We start from the raw sequence: 23156 nt of genomic DNA, 5'->3' as shown, positions 1-23156 counted from the left end.
TCATGGGGTCAAACTTGCACGCCGAAACACAGGCTGGCTACATGGTGCGCGAGGGCAAGCCGAAAGGCTTCTTCTATCTCGACCACCGAACGGTGGACGCCAGACACGCCATCATCACCGACACCTTTGCCACGCCGGTCGTCCACGATTCGGTGGTTTACCTGTCGCGGCTCGACCGGCAGGTGGAGCGCTTCGACTTCAATGTCGCGGCGGTCGGGCTGGATGCCGGCTATGCGACCGCCGGTATCGCCAAGGGCCTGGAGGATCGCAGGGTGCGCGGCGTCACCGGCTATCGTCGGCCAACCCCACCCAAGCCTGGCATGATGGGGCCGTCCGCCTTCGCCTTCGAGCAAGAGGCCGACGGTTATCGCTGCCCACGGGGTCAGCTGCTTGCCTACGCCACCACCGATCGCAATTGCTACCGCCACTATCACTCCGACCCGGCGATCTGCCGCACCTGCCCGCTGCTGGCTTCATGCACCTCAAACGCCAAGGCGCAGCGCACCATTGTCCGTCACGTCTGGGCCGATGCTTCGGCGCACCTCGACGCCAACCGGCTGACCGCATGGGGCAAGGCCATCTACCGCCGTCGCAAGGAGACGGTCGAACGTTCCTTCGCCGATGCAAAGCAGTTGCACGGCCATCGCTACGCCCGCTTCCGAAGTCTGGTGCGCGTGCGCGTCCAGTGCCTGCTTGCCGCCACAGCCCAGAACATCAAGAAGATGGCCCTGGCCCTCAGCCCCAAGTCGCTTCCCAGACCCGCCTGAGGCCGACACCTCCTGCCAATTCATCCTGAACGGCCAAATCCCAGCGCCGCCACTCCAAAAAGAAAAACCCCGCCGAAAATCGACGGGGTTTGTCAGCAGTCTGACCCCGCCAAAGGCGGGGTTCGTCAAAGGCGCGAACCGGATCGCGGATCCGACCGGGTAGGACGTGCCTTCAAAGGCCGACGACGATGGACTTGATCTCCGTGAAGGCCTCGACGCCAACCTTCCCGTGCTCGCGGCCCCAGCCGGATTGCTTGTACCCACCGGACGGAACAGACGCGTCGCGCATGCCTCCGTTGATGTTGACAAGGCCGGACTTCAGCCGTCTGGCAAGGCGATGCGCGATGCCGATGTCCTTGCACCACACATAGGCGGCAAGCCCGTAGATCGTGGCGTTGGCTTCGTCGACGATCTTGTCGAGGTCCAATTCGTCGAACGAGGATGTTGCGAGAACAGGCCCGAATATCTCTTCTTGGCGCACCGCCATGTCGCGCGTCGTGCGGGCCAGAACCGTGGGCTCGACGAAGAAGCCATCGCGCGCGATCCGTGCGCCGCCCATCACGATTTCGGCCCCCGCTTTGACGCCGCCTTCGCAATAGTCGAGGATGCGTTCCAACTGGGCTTCCGACACGACCGGCCCCAATTCCGTCCCGGGTTCAGTGCCGGCGCCGACCTTCAGCTTCTTCGCGTGGTTGACGATTCCTTCGATCACCTGGTCATGCACAGACTTGTGAACGAAAAGATTGGAGCCGGCCGAGCAGACCTGACCGGAATTGAAGAAGATGCTCGTGGCGACAGCCGGTATGGCGCGGTCCAGATCGGCGTCCGGCATGATGATCGCCGGAGATTTGCCGCCGAGTTCGAGTGTGACACGCTTCAGGTTTCCCTTGGCTGCGTCGAGCACCATCTTGCCGACCGAAGTCGAGCCGGTAAAGGATATCTTGTCGACATCCGGATGGGCGGTCAAAGCCGCTCCCGCCACGCGTCCGTAGCCGGTGACGACATTGATGACGCCCTCCGGGAAGCCGGCTTCCTGCGCCAGCTCGGCCAGCCGCAACGCGGTCAGCGGCGTCTGCTCGGCCGGCTTCAGCACGACCGTGCAGCCGGCCGCCAGCGCCGGCGCGATCTTGTTGGCCGCCTGAAACAGCGGAAAGTTCCACGCCACGATCAGGCCGGCGACGCCGACCGGTTCCCGCAGCGTGTAGGCGTGCCAGTTCACCGGGCCGACTGAGTTCAGGCTCTCGCCTGCGATCTTCGTCGCCCATCCGGCGAAATAACGGAAGCGCTCCGCCGCGTCCGGAACGTCGACCTTCATGGCCGAGCTGACCGTCTTGCCATTGTCGAGGCTTTCGATGTAGGCGAGCTCTTCGGCGTTCTTGTCGATGAGATCGCCCAGCTTCCACATCAGGCGCGCGCGCTGCGACGGCGTGGTCGCCGCCCATGAACCCTCGAAAGCCCGCCGCGCGGCCGCTACCGCCAGATCGATATCCTCGGGGCCGCCTTCGGCGACGTTGGCGATTTCCATGCCGGAGGCCGGATTGTGGACGGGGAAGGTCTTGCCGGACACCGCGTCCTGCCAACGGCCGTCGATGAAGAGCTGATGCCGGCGTTTCAGGAATTGCGAAACCTTTGCCTGCATGATGTTTTTGTTTTCCATCTGATGTTCCTATGCTGCGCGCGTCCAAGCGAAGGACGCATTTTCGATTGGGAAATGTTGAAAGGCCGGCGGGCGGCTCAGGCAGCCGTGCAGAGCCGCGTGATCGCACGCATGTCGGCAAGTTTGTCGACGGACCAGAGCGTATGGAGAAGCCTGTCGTTCTTGACCTGGGACGAACCCCATCGGGCCAGGCTCAGGAATTTTTCGCTGAGTTCGTCATCACTGATCGGCCGGGTCAGGCTGCCGCGCGCATGATCGACCGTTGCGCTGACGGTCGTGCCGTCCAGCATCTCCACGTCGAGCCGGGCGGCGTCGAGGGCGAAATCGGCCGACGGGCGGGCGCTGACCTTGCTGCGCAGACGCCTGACATCCAGCCTGGCGACAGCTTCATCCGTGTAGTCGCCGATGCCGATCGCCCGGCCAAGCAGCGCGGAGGCCACCGAATGCTGGATGCTGAGCTTGGCTTCCCTGCCCGTCTCCACCTGGGCGCGGTCGGCGCGCTCGAGCAGAAGCGGATTCCCGGTAACGACGATTTTTGCCACCTGCGCGAGGTCGACTTTCCCCGCCAGCTCGAGCGCCGCATCGATAACCGGCCCGAGTACAACGCCGCTCGGATAGGCCTTCAGTGCGTTCCGCTCGATTTCCCAATCCTCGCCAAGATCGCGAGTAAGCATGGCTGGGTCCGGCTTGTCAGCCCCCACGGCCAAAAAGCCACGCGGTCCCTCGATCGCGATAGGCGACGAATCGATGCCGGCCTCGGCGAAGAGCGCGGCCATCAGGCCATCGCGCGCCGCTCCGCCGACGCCGACGCTCTTGGCCGTGCTGCCGAGGTTTTCGACCAGTCCGCCCGCGCAAGTCGCCGAGATGCCCATCGCCCAGACCAGGCGCTCCATATTGAGCTCCCTCATCTTGCCGCACGCGATTGCGGCGCCGACGACGCCGCAGGTGGCGGTAATATGAGCGCCGCGGTGATAATGCTGGGGCGAGACGGCGCAGCCGAGTCGGCAGGCGATCTCCATGCCGAGAATGAAACTGGTCAGAAATTTCTGGCCCGAGACGGCGTCGTGCTGCAGCAGGGCAAACAGCGGCGCATAGACCGGCGCGCTCGGATGGATCACCGACGGGAAGTGCGTGTCGTCGAAGTCCAGCACGTTGGAACTGGCGGCGTTTATGAAAGCGGCGCTGGGCGGATCGAAGAACTCACGGCGACCAATAATCGCCACTTGCGGCGGTCCGCTGACCGGCCTCAATGTGGAAATCAACCGCTGTATAGCGAGATCCTGCACGCCGCCGAGGGCATTGCCGACGATGTTGACGAGACACCGTACGCCGGTGTGCCGGACCGTCTCGGGAATCATGCCCCAGTCGGTTTCAAGGACGAAGCGGGCGAGGCGGCCGGTGCTGCCCTCCGTAAGCCCGCCCACTCTGTCTTCGACTGTCACACTCATCGTCTTTTCCTCTGTCCTGTCCAGAATCCTCCATGGCGGGTCCTTATAACAATACTCTTTTGCGATACGCTCCATCGCGCATCCGTTTTTGATGTCGGCAAGCGCATAAGCCTAGAGTTGCTGCCGGGACGATCCGACGGAGCCGGTAAAGGTTCAGCGGGAGGAGCGCACATGTCCGCAATACATCGAACCGCCGACGGCAACGCTGCCCGCGTTGAGCCCGCGACCGCCGTTAGCGATCGCTCCCACGGAATACGCGGCCGAACCTCGGGCTAATCTGGAGCGCTGTTTTGCTCCCGGCGCTTTCGTAATGCGGGACGAATGATGGCAGGCTCCGTTGAGGCGCGCCGGTCTTCGGTATCAAGACGTCTTGTAGATTGCGGAGGACGGTAGCGACTATGAGGCCGCGAGGGGGGGGCACGCCAATACTTATTATCGGGAGGATTGACAATGAATGTTGAAGAACGCCGGAAGGCGGTTTTATCGGCCGCTGCAGGCCATATGCTGGAGTGGTACGATTTCGGCGTCTACGCGTTCGTCGCAACGAACATAGCCGCTCAGATTTTTCCCTCGGCTGACCCGACGGCGTCGCTCCTGGCCACATTCGCGGCGTTCGGGGTGGGCTTCCTGTCGCGTCCGGTTGGTGCGGTCGTCCTGGGGCGCTTCGCCGACGTGCGTGGCCGAAAGGCTGCGCTGCTTCTGTCGTTCGGCTTGATGGGGTTGGCTACGATCGGTCTCGGCCTGGTGCCGAGCTACGCGCAGATCGGCATCCTCGCGCCAATCCTGGTGCTGATCTTGCGCATGACGCAGGGCTTCTCCGGCGGCGGCGAGTTCGGTCCGTCGGCATCCTACATGGTGTCGTGGGCCGGCCCCGGTCGACGCGGCCTGTTCGGCAGCTTCAATCAGATGGGCAGCGCCATCGGCGCGCTGCTAGGTTCCGGCATCGGCTTCGGTCTGAGTGCGATGCTCACGCCCGAAGACATGATGAGCTGGGGCTGGCGCATTCCGTTCCTGATCGGCGGCGTCCTGCTGATCATCGGCTTGTATCTTCGCCGCAATGCGCCCGAAGCACCCGAGCAGCACCTGCGCCCCGTTCGCATCGACACGTCCGGCCAGCCGCCGGAATCGCTGGGGGCCAAGGCTGTGCGCCTGTTCCTTCTCGCCGGCACGTGGGCCGCACCGTATTACCTGATCTTGTTCTATATGCCGACCTATGCCCAGCGCGTGCTCGGCATCGACCAGCGCAGCGCGCTGATGGCGAGCACCGCGATCTTTATCATATACACGCTGTGCGTCCCGCTTGTCGGTCTGCTGTCGGACTACATTGGCAGGCGGCGAACCATCATGATCGGCTGCGTGAGCCTGATCGTGCTGAGCTACCCAGTCTTCCTCAACATGACGACCGCGCATACGTTCAGCTCCTACCTGATCGGCCAGTTCGCGATGTCGATGTCCCTGCTGTTCATATCGGCGGCGTGTCCGACGACCATCGTCGAACTGTTCCCGCCACGCCGGATCACCTGGATCAACAGCAGCTACGCACTTGCGCTGGCGATCTTCGGCGGCTTCACTCCCATGGCGGTGACAGCGGCGGTGTCGGCGACCGGATCGCAGCTCGCGCCGGTGGCCTTCATCATCACCGCCTGCGTCATCTGCGCGATCACCGTCTACGGCATGCGGGAAACGGCATTCCTTCGCGCGGTGACCGATGATGGTGCGGACGACAGCCTGCCCGCCATGAAGGTGGGCATGGCGCCGGCCGAATAGCGCCCGGCACATTTGCGCGGCCCGCTTTCAAGCGGGCCGCATCCTATTTTACCAGGGATACGCATCCATGAGCGAGACATTCGACTACATCGTCATCGGCGCCGGCTCGGCCGGTTGCGTCCTGGCGAACCGCTTGACCGAGGATGCCCAGACAACGGTCTGCATTGTCGAGGCGGGTCCGCGCGACCGCAATCCGCTGATCCACATCCCGCTCGGCGTGGCTGGCCTCATCCGCCATCCGCGGCTGAACTGGCTCTACAGCACGGTGCCGCAGCAACATGCCGGCAATCGCCGGATATCGATACCGGCGGGCCGGGTGCTCGGCGGCTCCAGTTCGATCAACGGCATGGTCTACATGCGCGGCCACCCGCGCGACTACGACGACTGGGCAGAGGCCGGAAACAGCGGCTGGTCCTATCGCGACGTGCTTCCCTATTTTATCCGATCGGAAGACAACGAGGTGTGGCGATCGTCGCCGTTCCATGGCACTGGCGGCGAACTGCGGGTCAGCGACCTGCGATCGTTCAACGATGTCAGCAGGACGTTCGTGACCGCGGCGCTTTCGCTTCAGTTCAGGTTCTGTGACGATTTTTCCGGCCCCGACCCGGAAGGGTTCGGCTATCGTCAAGTCACCCAGCGCAGGGGCCGGCGGGAATCGGTGGCGCGTGCCTTTTACAACCGAGCGGCCTCCCGGCCCAACCTGAATCTCCTTCTCAATCAGATCGCGCGGCGGGTCATCATCGAGGATGGTCGCGCTGTAGGCGTCGAGATCGAGCAGCACGGCCAGACACGCCGCCTGAATGCGCGCAACGAGGTCATCGTGTCGGCCGGCGCGATCGGGTCGCCCGCGATCCTGATGCGATCCGGCATCGGCGACGGCGAACGGCTTCGCGGCTACGGCATCGAAACGATAAGGCATTCGCCCGACGTCGGCCGAAACCTCCAGGAACACGCGGCCATTTCGATCCAGTACCGTACGGACCATACCGGTCCCTACGGAATTTCGTGGAAAGTGCTGCCGCGCCTCGTGTGGAGCGGCCTCGACTACATCCTGTTCCGCCGTGGACTTTTGGCCAGCAACGCGCTGGAGGCGGCCGGCTTCATCAGGACGCAGCCCGGCCTAGACCGTCCCGATATCCAGTATACGTTCATGGCGGGTTCCAAGAGCCCGAACGGGCGTGTCGGCATGGGCCATGGTTTTGGAGCCTCCATCATCCTGCTTCGGCCGAAGAGCCGGGGCGAGATCACGCTGATGCCCGCAGACCCCGCCGCCCATCCGCAGATCGATCCGCAATTCTTCAAGGAACGCGCCGACGTCGACGCGCTGATGCGTGGCTTCCGCCTTGCGCGCCGCATATTCGAGGCGCCGGCCTTTCGCGACTATGCCGGCGAGGAGCTGCAGCCGGGCACGGGCGTCGACAATGACGAGTCGCTTGAGACCTACATTCGCAACAGTAGCGCGACCGCGTTCCATCCAGTCGGTACCTGCCGAATGGGCCGGGACGAGGCCTCGGTCGTCGACGCCGAACTGAGGCTGCGCGGCATCAAGGGCCTGCGGGTGGTTGATGCCTCGATCATGCCGACGATCGTGGCCGGAAACACCAACGCGCCGACGATCATGATTGCAGAAAAGGCGGCCGATATGATCCGCGGCCGCCAGCCGCTGCCCGCCTACGAGGGCGACCTTGGTTGAGCAGGGTCAGCACCTTCGCAACGTCGCCTGAGGTCCTGCAACCCGGCCTCTTCGGTTCACGCCCGTCGGTAAGCTATGGATGACTCATGCGTGATTCGTCGCCGCCGCCGTCAGGCGTATGCGAGGACAAGCGAGTTCAGAGCAGTTCCCTACCCGACAGGAAGCCGCCGTCGACGGCAATGATTTCGCCCGTGATGAAGGATGCCTCGGACGACGACAGAAACGCCACGACAGCGGCAATTTCCTCGGGCTGGCCATATCTCTTGAGGGCGACGCTTTTCGAATAGGCGGCGCGGATCTCATCGGAGTGGATCTGGCGCGTCAGTTCGCTATCGATCGGACCAGGTGCGATCGCATTGACGGTGATACCTGACGGTCCGAGTTCGAGCGCGAGGGTGCGCGTCAGGGCATTCTGCCCGGCCTTGGAGGCCCCGTAGCCGCCACGCCCGGGAATCCCCGTCATGGACGCGCCGGTGGCGATGGTGACGATGCGGCCGGACCGGCGCCGGAGCATCATCTTCGCCGCCCGCTGCGCCATCAGGAAGAAGCCGAACGTGTTGGTGGCAACCAGGCTGGTCCATTCCTCGACGGTCATTTCCACGACCGGCTTCATGATGGCAAAGCCGGCGCAGTTAACCATGATGTCGAGCCTGCCGAATTTCTCTTGAACGCCCGAAAACAGCGCGGACACCTCGTCCGGCTTGGAGATGTCGCTCGCGACCGCGATCGCCGAAAGCCCGGTGCCGCGCAGGGCGGACGCGGTGGCCTCCGCGCCTGCGCCATTACGGTCGCAGGCAACGACATGGGCTCCGTCTATCGCCAGCCGCGTGGCGATGGCTCGCCCTATGCCGCTCGCGCCGCCGCTGACGATCGCTACCTGTCCGTCCAATGTCTGCGCCACAGCGTCAACCCTCCTCAAATTCACGAAGCATGTGGCCGCAACTCATGCCGCCATCGACCGCCAGAGCCTGGCCGGTAATCGCCGCCGCACCGGGCGATGCGAGGAAGGCAACCGCATCGGCCACTTCGTCCATCGTGACGAACCGGCCGATCGGAATGTGCGCCAGCCAGGCCGCGCGCGACGTCGGTGTATGGATCGCTCGCGACGCGGCCGTGTCGACGAGCCCGGGGCACACCGCGTTGACCGTGATGCCGCGCGACGCGAGTTCTAGCGCAAGTGTCCGCGTGATTGCGAGCACGCCAGCCTTGGTTGCCGCATAGGGACCGCGCCGCGCCACGCCGGTGATGCCGAGTACCGACGCGATGTTCACGATCCGCCCGTTGGTGACCGGCGGCATCATCGGCGCGATCGCGCGCGTCACCCGGAACGTCCCGGTCAGATTGGTCCGCATCAGCAGGTCCCACTCCTCGTCGCGATAGTCCAGGAGCGCGCCGGGTATGGAGAGGCCGGCATTGTTGACCAGCAGGCGGGGAACGGCGCCAAGCGCCTCGATTTCCGCCGCCAGTCGCGCGGCGGTTTCGGGCAGGCCGATGTCGAGTTCGAAGGCTGCATGCGATTGCGGTCCCGCCAGCTCGGACGCGGCACGGACCGCCCCCGGCCCGTCCCTGTCGGCCACCATGACGCGATAGCCATGGTCGGCGAGACGGTCTGCGATGGCGCGTCCGATGCCGTGCGCGCCCCCGGTGACGACCGCGAACGGAGCCGGGGTGTCGTCTCCCGTCACGCCGCGCTGGCTACCTGCCATTACTGCCTCGCTTCCCCATCATTCTGGGCGGATTGCTATCACGCCTGCGGGCGCGGCTGGTATGACCGTGTCGGCATCCTTGCAATAGCCGCGAGGCATTGCGCGCCCACGTCTTCGTCGTCGGCATCGCCTCGATTGAAAATCGGTATTGGCCTTCACCGGCCTGAACAGCGCATTCATTGCGGACCTACATCGGCGGCGATAAATGGCGACGATCCACACCGAATCACAAGAGGCCGAGAAGCAGGCCTTCCTGTCTGCTTTCGCGCGATCGCGTGGTTACGTCCATCCGTTCCACCACGTCCTGGCCGAATACGACCTTCCCGTCCTGAAGCTCATCGATGCGGTGGGCCTGGCCATGTATGTCGAGCAGCGCAATCTTTCCGCACGTACGAAGGAGATCCTGGTCGTTGCGGGTTTCGTCGCGCTCAACGCGCAGACGCCGCTGGTCCAGTCCCACATCTCCAAAGCCTTCCGCCTCGGCGTCACCCTCGAAGAAATGGTGGACGTCATGCTGGTGGTGGGGTGGCAGGCGGGCCAGGCGGCGTTCCTGCGGGCGATGTCGGCGCTGCGCGGCGTGCAGCCGAGAAACGGGGACGTCCTGCCGGCCTTCTCGGGCCGGGCGATACCGTCAGCCGCGATTCAGAATGGGCACTTCCCAATGGCATATCCCGATCTTGACGATCTGATCGATCCCAACACGCGCGCCGCGCTGGATGCCTTGAGGCATTCGGTCTACGACGCGCCGCGGGCGCTCGATGCGCGCACGAAGGCGCTCCTGAGCGCCGTCATCCTCACGGTCCTGAAGGCGCCCACGAGCCAGATCTCGGACGAGGTGCGCAGAGCGATCGATGGCGGCTACGAGCCACGCGAAATCCTCGAGGGCCTCGAGCTTCTCATCTCGCCCGCCGGCCATTCCTGCTTCCAGCACGGCCTGATGGCATGGGCAGAGGCAATCGGCGCAGGAAACGAAGAGGCCTCCTCCTGACGACTGCGTCGGATGCCTGAGCTTTCAGTCGATATCATTGCACCATCTAGACAATCGCGAATCGCTCTTGGTTCCCCAAATAATAGACATGGTAGACAAGAATACTAAACAGGAGGAGAGACGTTATGATCGACAATCAATATATACAAAAAGGATTACGCGCAGGCGCGCTCTTTGCTGCCATCGTGCTCGCATGTGGCAGCGCAGCGGCGCAGGAAAAACTGGTCGTTACTTCGTTCGGTGGCGAGTTCGAAAAGCTCCATCGCAAGAACGTCATTGAGCCATTCGAGAAGAAGTACAACGTTCAGGTCCAGGTGGTCACCAGCTATTCCGCCGACGCGCTGGCGTCTTTGCGGGCGCAGAAGGCTGCCCCTCAGATCGACGTTGTCCACTTTTCGGCCGGGCACGAGGCGATCGCCGCCCGTGAAGGTCTGTTGACTCCGATGACGGCCGATGAAGTGCCCAACATAAAGAATCTCTATGCCTTCGGAGCGACCGGCCTTGCGCGTGGCGAAGGCCCGGTGATGCTGGTGGCTGCCGTTGGCCTGCTCTACAACAAGGACAAGATGGAGCGGCCGACCAAATGGTCGGACTTGTGGAGCGGCAAAGCGCCGGACAACCGCGTGCTCGTTGACATTGCGACGAACGGATATGGCCTGCTGTCGTTCCTGATGATCAATAAGGTGAGCGGTGGCGACCTGAACAACATCGAGCCGGGCCTGAAGACTGTCGAGCAGATCCTTGACAAGGCGACGCTGGTCTCCACCACGCCCGAGCTCCAGGCCAGTGTCGCTCAGGGCAATTGTTGGCTCTCTGCATTCTCCCAGGACTACATATACGTGATGTCGAAGGCCGGCCTGCCGGTCGACTTCGTCAAGCCTGAGGAAGGGACCGCTGGTTCGTTCCTGACCGCAAACCTGGTGGCTGGGCGGCCCAACCAGGATCTCGCTCGCAAGTTCATCGACTTCGAACTGTCGAAGGAGGTCCAGGAAATGTGGGCGCGCGAGATGCGCTACTCGCCCAGCAACAAGACGGTCCAGCTCGATCCCAACCTGGCGAAGCTTCTCGTCTACGGCGACGAAGAGGTTGCAAAGCTGGTCCGCTTCGAGCCGCTGGGTATCGCCGAGAATCTCCCCCGCTGGGTCGAGGATTGGAAGAGGCGCGTGACGAAGAGCTGATCGGTCCATCAATCCGGCTGATGACGCGCAGGCAATACAGCCCGCGCGCCATCGGCGTGTCCCCTAGGCGAGATCATGCTCAATAAACTCCCTGAATATGAACTGCTGGCGATCCGCTATGCCACGCGCCGGGTGAAGCGCTGTGATGTCTTCATCGGGGAAACGGACGAAACAGTGTTCGACATGGACTACTACGTCTGGGTTGCGCGCCGTGGCAATCTGATCTGTGTCATCGACACCGGCTATTCGCACCATACCGCCACCAAGCGCGGACGCCGCCTGCTGCGCAACCCGGTCGACGGAATGCGTGCCGCAGGGATCGATCCGCTGCATGTGAACCATGTGGTTCTCACCCACCTCCACTACGACCATTGCGGCAATCTCGACAAGTTTCCCCACGCCACGTTTCATGTCCAGCTCTCTGAGTTCCGGCACGCCACGGGACCCTCGGTCAGGGAAGACAGGGTCGCGCTCGGATTCGAGTTAGAAGACATCAAGCATCTGGTGGAACTCAATTTCCAAAAGCGCTTGATGCTCTATGAGGGCCAAGCCGAGATCGCGCCCGGCATCACCACACACCTTGTCGGCGGCCATTCGATTGGCCTCCAGTTCGTGCGCGTGCACACGCGACGCGGATGGGTGGTCATCGCTTCCGATGCTGCGGTGTTCTACGAGAACATTACGACACGCCGGCCCTTCTACATCATGCACGACTTATCCGACACGCTTGCGGCCTATGACCAGTTGCTGCAAAGCGCTGTTGCGATCGACTTTATCGTTCCCGGGCACGACGCCAAGGTTATGGCCATCTACCCGCCGCTGTCACGCGAACTGACCGGCGTCGCTGTCCGGCTGGATGCTGACGCACACTATACCGCGTAGCACGATCACGCAGCGACGGACCGGGTGCGCCGGCAAAAATGTGCCGGAAACAATGCCGCCCCGTTATCGATGCCAGCGCCAAACGCGATTGGACTTTTCCCGCACACCCAATCATTTGATCATCCCATAATGGGAGGAATATATGATCAAGCGCCATCGAAAACTTTCATCTGCCTTACTCGGACTGGGTGCGGTTACGCTGTCGGTTCTTGCAGCATTTCCGGCATTCGCGAGAGACAAGCTCGTCGTCACCTCCTTCGGTGGCGACTACGAGAAAATCCATCGTAAACTCGTCATTGAGCCGTTCTCGAAGAAGTATGACGTCGATGTGCAAGTCGTCACCATCTTCGCGGCAGACGCGCTGGCGCAGTTGCGGGCGCAGAAAGCCTCGCCACAATTCGATGTCGTACACCTGACCGCTGGACTAGAGGCGATCGCCGCCGAGGAAGGGCTGCTGTCGCCGATTCGGCAGGAGGAACTCTCGAACGCGAAGGATCTATATCCGTTCGCCACAACCGGTCTCGACCGCGGCGAAGGCCCGGTGATCTCGGTGTCGGCGATGGGACTGGTCTATAATCGCGAGCAGGTGTCGCCGCCGCCGAACAAATGGAAGGATCTGTGGGACGACCGCTTCCGCGACCGGATCATCGTGGTCGACATGGCCAATGGCTACGGCCTGCTGGCGTTCCTAATGTACAATCGCATATTCGGCGGCGACCTGACCGATGTCACGCCGGGCATGACGGCGGTGAAGAACCTGCTGGACCGCGCCACCGTGTTGTTCTCGCCCAATGAACTGATGCAGAACTTCGCGCAGGGCAATACCTGGCTGGCCGCCTTTGGCCAGGACTACGCTTATGTGATGCGCAAGGCTGGCCTGCCCGTTTCCTTCGTCTTTGGCGAAGAAGGCATTCCGGCCTCCTACTTCACGGCGAGCGTCGTGGCCAACCGTCCGAACCAGGATCTGGCCAAGAAGTTCATCGATATGGAGCTTTCCGCTGAGGTTCAGAAGGGCTGGGCCGAGGAGATGCGCTACTCCCCCAGCAACAGGACCACAAAACTCGAAGGACCGGCCGCAGAGGAAGTCGTCTACGGCGAGGCCGCTGTGGCGAAATTGATCCGCGTCGACCCTCTGACCGTCGCCTCTAATCTTCCGGGCTGGAAGGAACGCTGGATGAAGCTCATCGGAAAATAGAGTTCGATCAAAAAGGTCGGAAGATGGTGCGGGCCCGGTTCGCACCATCTTCGGCTTCGAGGCAGACAGATGCAACCGCGTTCACAACTGGAAAATCTGGCACTCATCGTTCCCGCCACGGTGTTGCTGGTGGCCGGGTTCGCCCTACCCATAGCGCAGGTGCTGCTGCTCAGCATTCGCAACGCCGGGGGTGAGCTGTCGAGCGAACAATTCGTCCGCTTCTTGACCGATCCGTTCTACCTAAGCATCGCCTGGCGCACGATACGCGTGTCAGCGCTGACGACCATCTGCTGCGTGCTGATCGGATTTCCGCTCGCCTACCTGATGTCTCGAGCGTCGGCGGGAATTCGTTTCTGGCTAACCATTTCGGTGATGCTGCCGCTCATGACCGGCGTCGTGGTGCGCACATACGGCTGGATCATCCTGCTGGGGCGCGGAGGGGTGATTCCAGACCTGCTCTGGTCGGCGGGACTGACTGGGCGCAACTTCACGATCATTCACACCGAAACCGCCATCGTCGTCGGCATGGTCCAGGTGCTGTTGCCCTTCATGACGCTGTCGATACTCGGCGTAATGCTCAAGCTCGACAAGAAGCTGGAGGAAGCGGCGCGCACGCTCGGAGCCGGATTTTTCAAATGCATTGCAACGGTGGTAATGCCGCTTTCGATCCCGGGCGTCATCGCCGGTTCGCTGTTGGTCTTCGCCCTGTCGGCTAGTTCCTTCATCACGCCTGCGCTGCTCGGGGGCGTACGGCTTCCTGTGGTTGCAACCTCCATTTTTGAATCGGCGACCAAGACATTCGAATGGCAGTTTGCTGCCGCGCAATCCGTCATCTTGCTTGCGGGCGTCCTGCTACTTCTCGTTCCTACGCTGTACCTAGGCAGGAGAAACGCGCGTGGTTAAGTCGACTCCGGCTTTCGTTTCTGCGGCGGCAATCGTCTTCGTCGTGGCGGTGCTGATCCTACTTTTCGCCCCACTGATCATCGTCATCGCGGTGTCGGTCAATCCAGGACAGTTCGTCATTTTCCCGCCGCAGGGCTTCGGTCTGCGCTGGTATGGGGCCGTATTGTCGTCCGAGGCATTTCGCGACGCCACGATCATCAGCCTGCAACTGGCGGTCGCCGTCACACTGACGGCTACCCTGGCCGGGGCCTCGGCCGCCATCGCCATTCATCGGCGGCAATTGCCGGGTGGCCAGCTCTTCGGGCTGTTGTTCCTCTCACCCCTGATACTTCCCACCATCGTTTTCGCGCTCGGCATGCTCATGGCGTGGAGTGCGGTGTTCGGACAGGCGTCGTTTGCGGCGCTGTGGATTGCCCATTCGGTGATTGCCATCCCCTACGTGCTTCGTACAACGCTCGCGGTCCTTTCGGAACTGAACCCGCATCTCGAGGAAGCCGCGCGCACGATGGGGGCCGGGGCGCTGCAGCGTCTGTGGCTGGTCGTGGTGCCGCAGATCATGCCAGGCATCGCCGCCGGCGCATTCTTCGCTTTCAACATCTCTTTCGACGAGGCGGTCCTCTCCCTGTTCCTGCGGACTCCCGATCTGACGACGCTACCCATCCAGATATACAACCAGCTCGAATACAACACCGACCCCACAGTTGCCGCCGCCTCCGCGCTCATGATCCTGGTGACGGTCGCGCTTATCGCATTGACGGACCGGCTGGTCGGGCTACAGCGATTTGCGAGCACGTAAGGACATCCTATGGCCTATGTCGAAATCAACAACGTCCGCAAGTCGTTCGGCAGTTTTGAAGCCCTGCGCGACGTCTCGCTCAAGATTGAGCAGGGCTCATTCGTCAGCCTGCTGGGACCGAGCGGTTGCGGCAAAACGACGTTGCTCCGCATCCTCGCAGGCCTTGAGGCCCTGAGCGCGGGCTCGATCTCGATCGGCGGCCGGTTTGTTACGAACATTCCGCCCGAGCAGCGCAATCTGGCGATGATGTTCCAGTCCTACGCACTGTTCCCGCACCTGACTGTCAGGGAAAACGTTCGCTTCCCCTTGCGCGTGCGTAAGCGCGGTACCCGCGACGAGCAGGACAAAAAGGTCAAGAACGCGTTGTCGCTGGTCCAGCTCGATCATCTGGCCGAAAGGTGGCCTTCGCAGCTTTCCGGCGGCCAGCAGCAGCGGGTGGCGCTCGCCCGCGCCATCGTTTCCGATCCGGACGTGCTGTTGCTCGACGAGCCCCTGTCAAATTTGGACTCCCGCCTCCGCGAGGACATGCAGGTGGAACTCATCCAGCTGCATCAGCGCATCGGCGTGACGACTATATTCGTAACGCACGATCAAGAAGAGGCGCTGAGCCTGTCCAACCATGTCGTGCTCATGCGCGACGGTCAGATCGAGCAGATTGGATCGCCTAACGAAATTTATAGGCAGCCACAAACAAAGTTTGCGTCATCCTTCCTCGGCTCGGCCAACCTGATCCCAGTCGACTTGCATCGCAACGCTGGACGCGTTTGGGCACACATCGAGGGAGCTGGCAGGCTGCCGGTCGATGTCGACGGTTCGGCGGACAGCGGCACGATAGCGTTGCGGCAGGAGGAATGCGAGCTTCGGGGCGTGGGCGGCGGAAGCGAAGCCTTACCCGGTCGCGTGGAGACACGCGTGTTCCTAGGCTCGCGCATCCGCTATGTGGTTAAAGTCGGAGAACACCGCTTTAAGTGCTTGGCGCCTGGTGATTCAGCTTTTGTTCCAGGAGACGAAGTGGAGATCTTCGTTTCCATGCCCATAAAGGTTGTCGTTTGACGTCGTGTCCTTGTTCTTCGCGCTGCGAGAGAAGCTTTCCGGCATGAGCTTTGACGAATTGCAGGGCCTGACCGGCACCGAGATGCACATTTTCTTGACTATCGTTGATCTTGATCTGCCGGAGTTTGCAAATGACGAACGTCTTCATCTGCGACTATATCCGCACTCCTATCGGCCGCTTCGGCGGATCGCTGTCCTCCCTACGCGCTGACGACCTTGGCGCGATTCCACTCAAGGCTTTGATGGCACGCAATGTCAGCGTGGACTGGGAGGCTGTCGATGACGTGATCTTCGGCTGCGCCAATCAGGCCGGCGAAGACAACCGTAACGTTGCCCGCATGTCGTCGCTGCTGGCCGGGCTACCGGCGAGCGTCCCTGGCGCGACCATCAACCGTCTTTGCGGTTCTGGCATGGACGCCGTTGTGTATGCGGCGCGCGCCATCAAGGCAGGCGAGGCAGACTGATGATCGCAGGTGGTGTCGAAAGCATGTCGCGTGCACCTTTTGTCATGCCCAAGGCCGATGCGGCCTTCTCGCGTCATACCGAGATTCACGACACAACAATTGGTTGGCGTTTCATCAACCCTGTGATGAAGGCCCAGTACGGCGTCGACTCGATGCCGGAGACCGGCGAGAACGTTGCCGAGGATTTCGAGGTCAGCCGCGAAGATCAGGACCGCTTCGCACTGAGCTCGCAGGCGAAGGCAGCAGAGGCGCAGGCTAATGGGCGGCTGGCAAGGGAAATCACACACGTGACGATTCCGCAGCGCAAGGGCACTCCTGTCGTTGTCGAGCGCGACGAGCATCCCCGCGCCACGACCTTGGATGCCCTGGCAAAGCTTCCGACGCCATTTCGCCAGGGCGGCAGCGTCACCGCCGGCAATGCAAGCGGGGTGAATGACGGTGCAGCAGCGCTTGTCCTAGCGACCGAGGCAACTGCAAGGCGATATGGCCTGAAGCCGATCGCCCGTGTCCTGGGCGGTGCTGTCGCCGGCGTCGAACCTCGCATCATGGGGATCGGTCCGGTTCCAGCAACGAACAAGCTTTGCGCGCGACTCGGCCTTAGCCCGGCCGCCTTTGACATCGTTGAGCTCAATGAAGCCTTTGCCTCCCAAGGCATCGCCGTGCTCCGCGAACTCGGCATCGCCGAGGACGCGGAGCACGTCAATCGCAATGGCGGTGCAATTGCGCTCGGCCACCCTCTTGGCATGTCCGGCGCGCGTATCACCGGAACGGCGGCACTGGAACTTTCATTGACCGGCGGCAGACGTGCGCTTTCGACCATGTGCGTCGGCGTCGGCCAGGGCGTGGCGGTCGCGTTGGAGCGGGTCTGATCGTCTCGACCATCGCTCGCTCTATCCGGCTTGTCCGCCTACCCGGATGCACGACAGCCGGATCACTTCGAGTAGATGGGCCATGGCCGGCCGGCGCGGACGCGGTACAGCCCATGTTGTTCGGCGCCTTCGGGCCGCCGATCTCGATCCGGCGCATGACACGGATGGCCATGGGTGTCCTCGTTCACGGGGGGAACAAAACAACTGTTCGCGGCGACACGTGGCCTTTATCAACCAAAGATAGCAGTATCGTTGAAATATTTGGCCTTGCATGCGATTCTTCGGCGTCGCCGAGGAGACGCGGATGCCTGCTACGATGATCGAACGCTGCCCAGCGTCCGCACCGTCGACGAGATGGTTGCAGCCTTCCGCGACGCGGAACATTGCCGCTGATTGTTGAAAGGCATGGTATGTCCGGATGGTCGGGTCTGTCCGCCACCGGCTAAAGAGTTCGATCGCGATTGCCGGTGGGGCATGGGCAAGCGACGCGCCCGGCCAGGGCTGTATCAATGCTCAAACGGCGATTGCCGGTTTCAGTTCACCCTGACAACGCACACGCCTCTGCATTCGACAAAGCTCCCCTGCGTGCTTGGCTGAAGGCCATGTGGCTGTTGATGCAATCGGACAAAGGCATGTCCTCGCTACATTTGGCGGAAATCGTCGGGGTGAGCCAACCGACCGCGTGGCGGATAGGTCATGCGTTGCGGCTTATGGTGGCGCGGGAGACTATGTTGGCTGGTACAGTGGGATTCGAACCGACTTAAAGGAGGGCTATGGCGTAGATGTAGTTATCATCTTCGCCCGGTGCGGCGCGCCAGATCTCTGATCATGTCGAAGTCGATCCGCATCTGCCCAGGGGACGGATGTTGGGGCTGACTAACGCACGGCTTGGTCCATGCGGACCGAAATCGGTCCCCTCGCGAGGCGACATTCGCCTGTCCAAAAGCGCTCTTTCCGAATAGGGTGCGGAATCAGCACAAGCGCGTATCTGCCGGTCCTGGGATCTGGCGCGCGTGCGGGGGCGGTGATGAACTCAAACACCGAAGCGAAGAGCGGTGCCGTCGAAGCCCACATGGTGCATACCGCCCGCGAACTGACCATCCTCTATCGTTTCACAGAGCATCTTTTTCGCGCCCAGTCGCTCCAGCAGATTTACGATGCTGCCCTGGATGCGATCTGCGCAGCGCTGGGGTGCTCGCGCGCTTCCATTCTCTTGTTCGATACGGCCGGTGTCATGCGCTTTGTCGCGTCACGCGGGTTGTCGGAAGGTTACCGGGTCGCGGTCGATGGACACTCGCCATGGGGTCGGGAAGATCGTGATGCTGCGCCAATTTATGTCGGGAACGCCCGCGATGCCGATGAATCTGACGAGCTAAAGGCGACGATCCTCAAAGAAGGGATTGAGGCTCTCGCCTTTATTCCACTCGCCAGCGCGCACGCGCTCATCGGCAAATTCATGGTCTACTACGACACGCCGCACGTGTTTACGGATCGCGAGCATGATCTTGCCCTGACGATTGGACGCCAGCTCGGTTTCGCGGTGGAACGCAACATAGCCGAACACACCTCGAGACGGCTGGCCGCGCTCGTCGACTCCTCCGATGACGCCATCATCGGCACGGACGTGAACGGCATCATCACGGACTGGAATGGTGGTGCCGAACGCCTGTTCGGCTACCGGAGCGAAGAGGTCATCGGCCGCTCCGTCATGCTTCTCGTGCCGGCGGATCGTCAGGACGAAGAGCCAACGATCCTAGCGCGCATTCGCTCTGGCGAGCGGGTGGAGCATTATGAGACACTTCGTCGACGCAAGGATGGCACGCTGGTCGACATCTCGCTGACGGTGTCGCCCATTCGGGATCACGCCGACGAAATCCTCGGTGCATCCAAGATAGCGCGCGACATTTCGGACCGCCGCCGCGTCCAGGAGCAGCGAGAGCTCATGCTTCGCGAGATGGATCACAGAGTGAAGAACGCATTCGCCTTGACGGGCAGCTTGGTTGGCCTGAGCGCAAAGTCGGCGGCAACTCCGGCCGAGCTTGTGGCGAATGTCACAGAGCGCCTCGCAGCCTTGGCCCGCGCGCATGCCTTCACGATGTCGCCGGGCTCTCACGACCTGGCACGAGATGATCGCCCGACCGCCCTGCATGCCCTCATCGGGACAATCCTAGCTCCCTATGGCAGCGCTGACGGCGCGGGGCCGCGTTTCTCGATCGTCGGGTTTGATCCGACCATACCAGCGGAATTGGTGACGCCTCTTTGCTTGCTCCTGCATGAGTTTGCGACCAATGCCACTAAACACGGCAGCCTGGCGGCAGCACAGGGCACGGTCCAAATCCTCTGCTCCAAGCAGGAGGAGGGCGTGGGCATTCGTTGGCGCGAGCTCGGCGGCCCCGAAGTCAGAAAGCCGGAATATCAAGGCTTCGGAAGCCGGCTGGTGAACGCCTCGGCGAGACAGCTTGGCCGTCTCACCACCACTTGGGACCCACATGGCGTCGTCATCGACCTGATCATCGATCACGACAAACTCGGCGATTGAAGCTGTCGTCAGGACGCCCCTGTTTCCAGCCGCGATCTGATCCGATTCATCTCGTCGATTTCCTCCCTCTGCGACCGGATGATTCCCTCGCAAAGGCGCGCGAGTTCCTCGTTGGTGAAGCGGCTTTGCCGGCACATGAGGATCGCGCCGGAATGATGCGGAATCATCGACGCTACGAACTGCCGGTCTCCGACCAGAGCTTGAGTGCGCGTGGCGGCGAAGGAGGCCGCGCATAAAACGGCGAAGGCGACATAGAGGACTATGTTGAGACCACGGCGTGGATACATCTCGCTCATGGTCGCGAGCATGATGATACCCATCGGAGCGGCCATGGTCAGCGCCATGTAGAGCATGTTGATGTTATTGTGGAAGTCCTGCCAGCCATCGATCATCGTGAACATGGCGATGTACATGACGACCAGGCCGAGCACGAAATTGACCGCCAGCATGACATAGCTTCGCTTACCCCTCTGATCGTGCTGACCTGTATGATGGTGATCCGCCATCGGTGATCTCCTGTGATGGTTCAGCCTTCTCCCTCGGAATCTCACCAAGAGGCATCCGGCCGGTCCGCAGGCCCTCCGGCCACTCCCGCTGGGGCAATGCGGCGACAAGGCAGTGGGCCCCGGAAGGACGAGCCTTCGGCCAACCGGCGGGTCCAGCCGTGGCGCTCCTATCTGCTTTTGCACCCACGCCCCGGAGAGCTTGTTCCGACCGATCCAGGCGGTGCGATACGTCTCGCCCCGCGCCCCGGATAAACTCGCCTTTCGGCGAACGTATCCGCATTCCCATCGTTCCGTGCTAATCGCGCGAACAGCGGAACCCTTGAAGTTTAAAACTGTTTCTCCGTTATCAGCGCCACAGTGATTATCTGAGAGCGGCCCCCGGCCCCTCTTCTCCCTCGGGCATACGACCCGCGCTGCGAAGCGAGCGAGGCGATGACGCGCGACACGCGCGGCGCCGGTGCCGAAGAAAAGCCGGGTACCCGGCCGTCTGACAAAGGGCCGGGCCGACCGGCCGCGTTGGGACCATGATGATGGCTATCGTCTTTCCAGACCGTCGCAAAGCCGGAAGACACCTTGCCGGCAAGCTCTCTCACCATGCCGGACGTGACGATGTCATCATCCTGGCGCTGCCGCGCGGGGGCGTACCGGTTGGCTTTGAGGTCGCACGCGCGTTGAATGCGCCACTGGACGTCTTTGTCGTGCGCAAGCTGGGTGTTCCCGGCTACGAGGAACTGGCAATGGGCGCGATCGCAACGGGGGGTGTGCGTGTCCTGAATGACGATGTCGTCGATGGCCTCACACTTCCATCTCACATCATCGACGCGGTCACCGCAAAGGAGGAGAAGGAGCTCGCCCGCCGCGAGCGCCTCTATCGCGGCGGGCGGCCTCCGCTCCACGTGAAAGGACGAACCATCATCCTCGTGGATGACGGGCTCGCGACCGGATCGACCATGCTGGCAGCCATCAGAGCGCTCCGGGATAGCGCGCCCGCCCGCATCGTGGCTGCGGTTCCAGTCGGCAGCCCCGACACCTGCGAAGCGATGAAGGCCGAAGCGGACGAGGTCGTCTGCGCGACGACGCCGCAGCCGCTCCTCGGCGTGGGTCAGTGGTACAAGGATTTCTCGCAGACGAGCGACGACGAGGTTCGCGCGCTCCTCGCCCGCTCCGCCCGCGGACGCGCTTCCTCGGATAGCGGGTCCAATGGCTTCTCGGAGCATGGGGCAGCCGGCGAGCTGCGCCGACACATTGTTCGGCTCTCCGGCGAGGCTGGCGATTATGACCGGCTTCTCGAGGCCATCGGCGAGGCACGCTTCGTGCTGCTCGGCGAAGCCTCACATGGGACGCACGAATTCTATGAGGAACGGGCGCGGATCACGAGGCGGCTGATCGAGGAGAAGGGTTTCAGAGCCGTCGCCGTGGAGGCGGACTGGCCGGACACCTACCGCGTCAACCGCTACGTCCAGAACGTGGGAGGAGACCTCGACGCTGAGGAAGCGCTTTCGGATTTCCGACGCTTCCCAACCTGGATGTGGCGAAACAGCGTGGTTGTCGACTTTGTCGAATGGCTGCGCCGGCACAATGACGCGATCGGCGAGGGCGGATCAAGGGCTGGGTTCTACGGCCTCGACCTTTATGCCCTGCATGGCGCAATGAAGGCCGTGCTGCGCTATCTCGAAAACATCGACCCGGCCGCAGCCGACGCGGCGCGCCATCGCTACGCCTGTTTCGATCATTTCGGGCCGGACCCGGAAGTCTACGGCTTCATCGCAGGTAACGAGGTTGAGAAGTCATGCCAGGACGCCGTGGTCGCGCAATTGGTCGAGATGCTGAAGCGGCGTCCCGTGCCGACCCAGCCTGGCACGAGTGCGCTCGCGGACGAGCTTTTCGCGGCGCAACAGAACGCCCGCCTCGTCAAGAATGCGGAGGGCTATTACCGCGCCCTGTTCCTGGCGCCGGAATCGACCTGGAACCTGCGCGACCGGCACATGGCCGAGACGTTCGAGGCCCTCGTCACCCATCTTGGCCAGGATGGGCAGCCCGCCAAGATCATCGTTTGGGCGCATAATTCCCATCTCGGCGACGCGAGAGCGACAGACCGCAACCGGCGGGAAGAGATAAATCTTGGGCAGCTCATTCGCGAAACGCACGAGCGTGACGCCTTCCTTGTCGGCTTCACCACACATCATGGAACGGTGACTGCTGCGTCCGACTGGGACGCACCCGCAGAGCGCAAGAATGTCCGTCCCGCATTGGCGGATAGCTACGAGGCCTTGCTGCACGCCGTCTCTCCGGAGCGTTTCCTCATTGATCTGCGCGTTGCCAGTGAAGTCTTACCGCGAAGGCTCCTGGAGCGCGCGATCGGCGTAATTTATCGTCCGGAGACGGAACGGGTCAGCCATTACTTCCACGCGGATCTTGCCGCGCAGTTCGACGCGCTGCTGCATTTCGACGAGACCCACGCGGTCGAGGCGCTGGAGCGCAGCTCGGAATGGGACGCCGGCGAGCTCGCCGAGACCTATCCCTTCGGGGTGTAGAGCGTCTCTTCCCGGGTTTAGGCAGCGTCCAACCCTTTCGCGCAGCAGACATGGATACGCAGTGAGTCAAGTCACCGCTTATTGTGGTGGCGGAACTACGCCTTTCGGCTACTATGGGATCAAGGCTGGCGGACCTATGCGGCCGCCGCCATAAGCTGCGGAGGGCTACCATGAACTCGCTGAGTTTTAGCTGTACCATCTGCGGTCATGT

At 62.4% G+C, this 23156-nt stretch carries 16 protein-coding genes and 3 pseudogenes; 14 read left to right on the top strand and 5 right to left on the bottom strand.

The features are described 5' to 3' along the window. Window positions 1–23: 23 nt before the first annotated feature. Window positions 24–767 (top strand): annotated as a pseudogene (locus tag KIO76_RS09280) (transposase); the annotation flags it as partial. Between the two features lie 172 nt (window positions 768–939). Here the strand turns inward: KIO76_RS09280 and KIO76_RS09275 are convergent. Both KIO76_RS09275 and KIO76_RS09270 read right to left on the bottom strand, forming a co-directional pair. Then, window positions 940–2424, bottom strand: coding sequence for an aldehyde dehydrogenase family protein (locus KIO76_RS09275; protein ID WP_213322863.1), 1485 nt, complete (start codon window positions 2422–2424; stop codon window positions 940–942). Window positions 2425–2501: 77 nt separating this feature from the next. Further along, window positions 2502–3947, bottom strand: coding sequence for an MmgE/PrpD family protein (locus KIO76_RS09270; RefSeq protein ID WP_213322862.1), 1446 nt, complete (start codon window positions 3945–3947; stop codon window positions 2502–2504). Window positions 3948–4322: 375 nt separating this feature from the next. Between KIO76_RS09270 and KIO76_RS09265 the strand changes: the two genes are divergently transcribed. Beyond that, window positions 4323–5639: an MFS transporter gene (locus tag KIO76_RS09265; RefSeq protein ID WP_283771426.1), complete on the top strand. Its 1317-nt coding sequence runs from the start codon at window positions 4323–4325 to the stop codon at window positions 5637–5639. Between the two features lie 67 nt (window positions 5640–5706). Beyond that, window positions 5707–7332, top strand: a complete 1626-nt coding sequence (locus tag KIO76_RS09260) for a GMC family oxidoreductase (protein ID WP_213322857.1) — start codon at window positions 5707–5709, stop codon at window positions 7330–7332. A 136-nt stretch (window positions 7333–7468) separates the two neighbouring features. Here the strand turns inward: KIO76_RS09260 and KIO76_RS09255 are convergent, their stop codons facing one another. Both KIO76_RS09255 and KIO76_RS09250 read right to left on the bottom strand, forming a co-directional pair. Then, on the bottom strand, window positions 7469–8233 hold the full coding sequence (locus KIO76_RS09255; protein ID WP_213322855.1) for an SDR family NAD(P)-dependent oxidoreductase: 765 nt from the start codon (window positions 8231–8233) through the stop codon (window positions 7469–7471). Between the two features lie 4 nt (window positions 8234–8237). After that, complete coding sequence (locus tag KIO76_RS09250) at window positions 8238–9038, bottom strand: SDR family NAD(P)-dependent oxidoreductase (protein WP_213322854.1); 801 nt, start codon at window positions 9036–9038, stop codon at window positions 8238–8240. A gap of 205 nt (window positions 9039–9243) precedes the next feature. Between KIO76_RS09250 and KIO76_RS09245 the strand changes: the two genes are divergently transcribed. The 10 genes and pseudogenes from KIO76_RS09245 to KIO76_RS09205 all read left to right on the top strand — a co-directional run bounded on the left by KIO76_RS09245 (window position 9244) and on the right by KIO76_RS09205 (window position 19905). Further along, window positions 9244–10026, top strand: a complete 783-nt coding sequence (locus tag KIO76_RS09245; RefSeq protein WP_213322852.1) for a carboxymuconolactone decarboxylase family protein — start codon at window positions 9244–9246, stop codon at window positions 10024–10026. A gap of 125 nt (window positions 10027–10151) precedes the next feature. Next, a complete protein-coding gene (locus KIO76_RS09240) occupies window positions 10152–11204 on the top strand; it encodes an extracellular solute-binding protein (RefSeq protein ID WP_213322850.1) in 1053 nt (350 codons plus the stop codon). A 75-nt stretch (window positions 11205–11279) separates the two neighbouring features. Then, a complete protein-coding gene (locus tag KIO76_RS09235; RefSeq protein ID WP_213322848.1) occupies window positions 11280–12086 on the top strand; it encodes an N-acyl homoserine lactonase family protein in 807 nt (268 codons plus the stop codon). A gap of 142 nt (window positions 12087–12228) precedes the next feature. Beyond that, window positions 12229–13281 (top strand): ABC transporter substrate-binding protein, encoded by a 1053-nt coding sequence (locus tag KIO76_RS09230; protein ID WP_213322846.1) that lies wholly within the window; start codon window positions 12229–12231, stop codon window positions 13279–13281. A gap of 69 nt (window positions 13282–13350) precedes the next feature. Next, a complete protein-coding gene (locus KIO76_RS09225) occupies window positions 13351–14184 on the top strand; it encodes an ABC transporter permease (protein ID WP_213322844.1) in 834 nt (277 codons plus the stop codon). Next, on the top strand, window positions 14177–14980 hold the full coding sequence (locus KIO76_RS09220) for an ABC transporter permease (protein WP_213322842.1): 804 nt from the start codon (window positions 14177–14179) through the stop codon (window positions 14978–14980). The genes KIO76_RS09225 and KIO76_RS09220 overlap by 8 nt, the downstream gene beginning before the upstream one ends. A 9-nt stretch (window positions 14981–14989) precedes the next feature. Further along, on the top strand, window positions 14990–16033 hold the full coding sequence (locus tag KIO76_RS09215) for an ABC transporter ATP-binding protein (RefSeq protein ID WP_213322840.1): 1044 nt from the start codon (window positions 14990–14992) through the stop codon (window positions 16031–16033). 131 nt (window positions 16034–16164) lie between these two features. Next, window positions 16165–17366: pseudogene (gene pcaF, locus KIO76_RS09210) on the top strand (3-oxoadipyl-CoA thiolase). A gap of 354 nt (window positions 17367–17720) precedes the next feature. Beyond that, window positions 17721–18112: pseudogene (locus tag KIO76_RS30910) on the top strand (transposase); the annotation flags it as partial. Window positions 18113–18393: 281 nt separating this feature from the next. Then, window positions 18394–19905: a PAS domain S-box protein gene (locus KIO76_RS09205; protein WP_213322838.1), complete on the top strand. Its 1512-nt coding sequence runs from the start codon at window positions 18394–18396 to the stop codon at window positions 19903–19905. 8 nt (window positions 19906–19913) lie between these two features. Here KIO76_RS09205 and KIO76_RS09200 read toward each other — a convergent pair whose 3' ends face one another. Next, entirely contained in the window at window positions 19914–20411 is a 498-nt protein-coding gene (locus KIO76_RS09200) for a DUF305 domain-containing protein (protein ID WP_213322836.1), read from the bottom strand. A 530-nt stretch (window positions 20412–20941) separates the two neighbouring features. Here KIO76_RS09200 and KIO76_RS09195 point away from each other — a divergent pair. Next, a complete protein-coding gene (locus tag KIO76_RS09195) occupies window positions 20942–22945 on the top strand; it encodes an erythromycin esterase family protein (protein ID WP_249729547.1) in 2004 nt (667 codons plus the stop codon). Window positions 22946–23156: the final 211 nt, after the last annotated feature.

Origin of the sequence: Chelatococcus sp. YT9 (assembly GCF_018398315.1) — a bacterium.
Taxonomy (GTDB): domain Bacteria; phylum Pseudomonadota; class Alphaproteobacteria; order Rhizobiales; family Beijerinckiaceae; genus Chelatococcus.
The sequence above is the reverse complement of the archived record's forward strand: the minus strand, read 5'-3'. Positions and strand labels throughout refer to the sequence as shown.

Excerpts from the sequence above, each read along its gene's own strand:
- KIO76_RS09200 (WP_213322836.1), bottom strand. The coding sequence starts at position 20,411 with ATGGCGGATCACCATCATACAGGTCAGCACGATCAGAGGGGTAAGCGA.
- KIO76_RS09265 (WP_283771426.1), top strand. The coding sequence starts at position 4,323 with ATGAATGTTGAAGAACGCCGGAAGGCGGTTTTATCGGCCGCTGCAGGC.
- KIO76_RS09245 (WP_213322852.1), top strand. The coding sequence starts at position 9,244 with ATGGCGACGATCCACACCGAATCACAAGAGGCCGAGAAGCAGGCCTTC.
- KIO76_RS09215 (WP_213322840.1), top strand. The coding sequence starts at position 14,990 with ATGGCCTATGTCGAAATCAACAACGTCCGCAAGTCGTTCGGCAGTTTT.
- KIO76_RS09195 (WP_249729547.1), top strand. The coding sequence starts at position 20,942 with ATGGCTATCGTCTTTCCAGACCGTCGCAAAGCCGGAAGACACCTTGCC.
- KIO76_RS09230 (WP_213322846.1), top strand. The coding sequence starts at position 12,229 with ATGATCAAGCGCCATCGAAAACTTTCATCTGCCTTACTCGGACTGGGT.
- KIO76_RS09240 (WP_213322850.1), top strand. The coding sequence starts at position 10,152 with ATGATCGACAATCAATATATACAAAAAGGATTACGCGCAGGCGCGCTC.
- KIO76_RS09270 (WP_213322862.1), bottom strand. The coding sequence starts at position 3,947 with ATGGAGCGTATCGCAAAAGAGTATTGTTATAAGGACCCGCCATGGAGG.
- KIO76_RS09275 (WP_213322863.1), bottom strand. The coding sequence starts at position 2,424 with ATGGAAAACAAAAACATCATGCAGGCAAAGGTTTCGCAATTCCTGAAA.
- KIO76_RS09250 (WP_213322854.1), bottom strand. The coding sequence starts at position 9,038 with ATGGCAGGTAGCCAGCGCGGCGTGACGGGAGACGACACCCCGGCTCCG.
- KIO76_RS09205 (WP_213322838.1), top strand. The coding sequence starts at position 18,394 with ATGAACTCAAACACCGAAGCGAAGAGCGGTGCCGTCGAAGCCCACATG.
- KIO76_RS09225 (WP_213322844.1), top strand. The coding sequence starts at position 13,351 with ATGCAACCGCGTTCACAACTGGAAAATCTGGCACTCATCGTTCCCGCC.
- KIO76_RS09235 (WP_213322848.1), top strand. The coding sequence starts at position 11,280 with ATGCTCAATAAACTCCCTGAATATGAACTGCTGGCGATCCGCTATGCC.
- KIO76_RS09260 (WP_213322857.1), top strand. The coding sequence starts at position 5,707 with ATGAGCGAGACATTCGACTACATCGTCATCGGCGCCGGCTCGGCCGGT.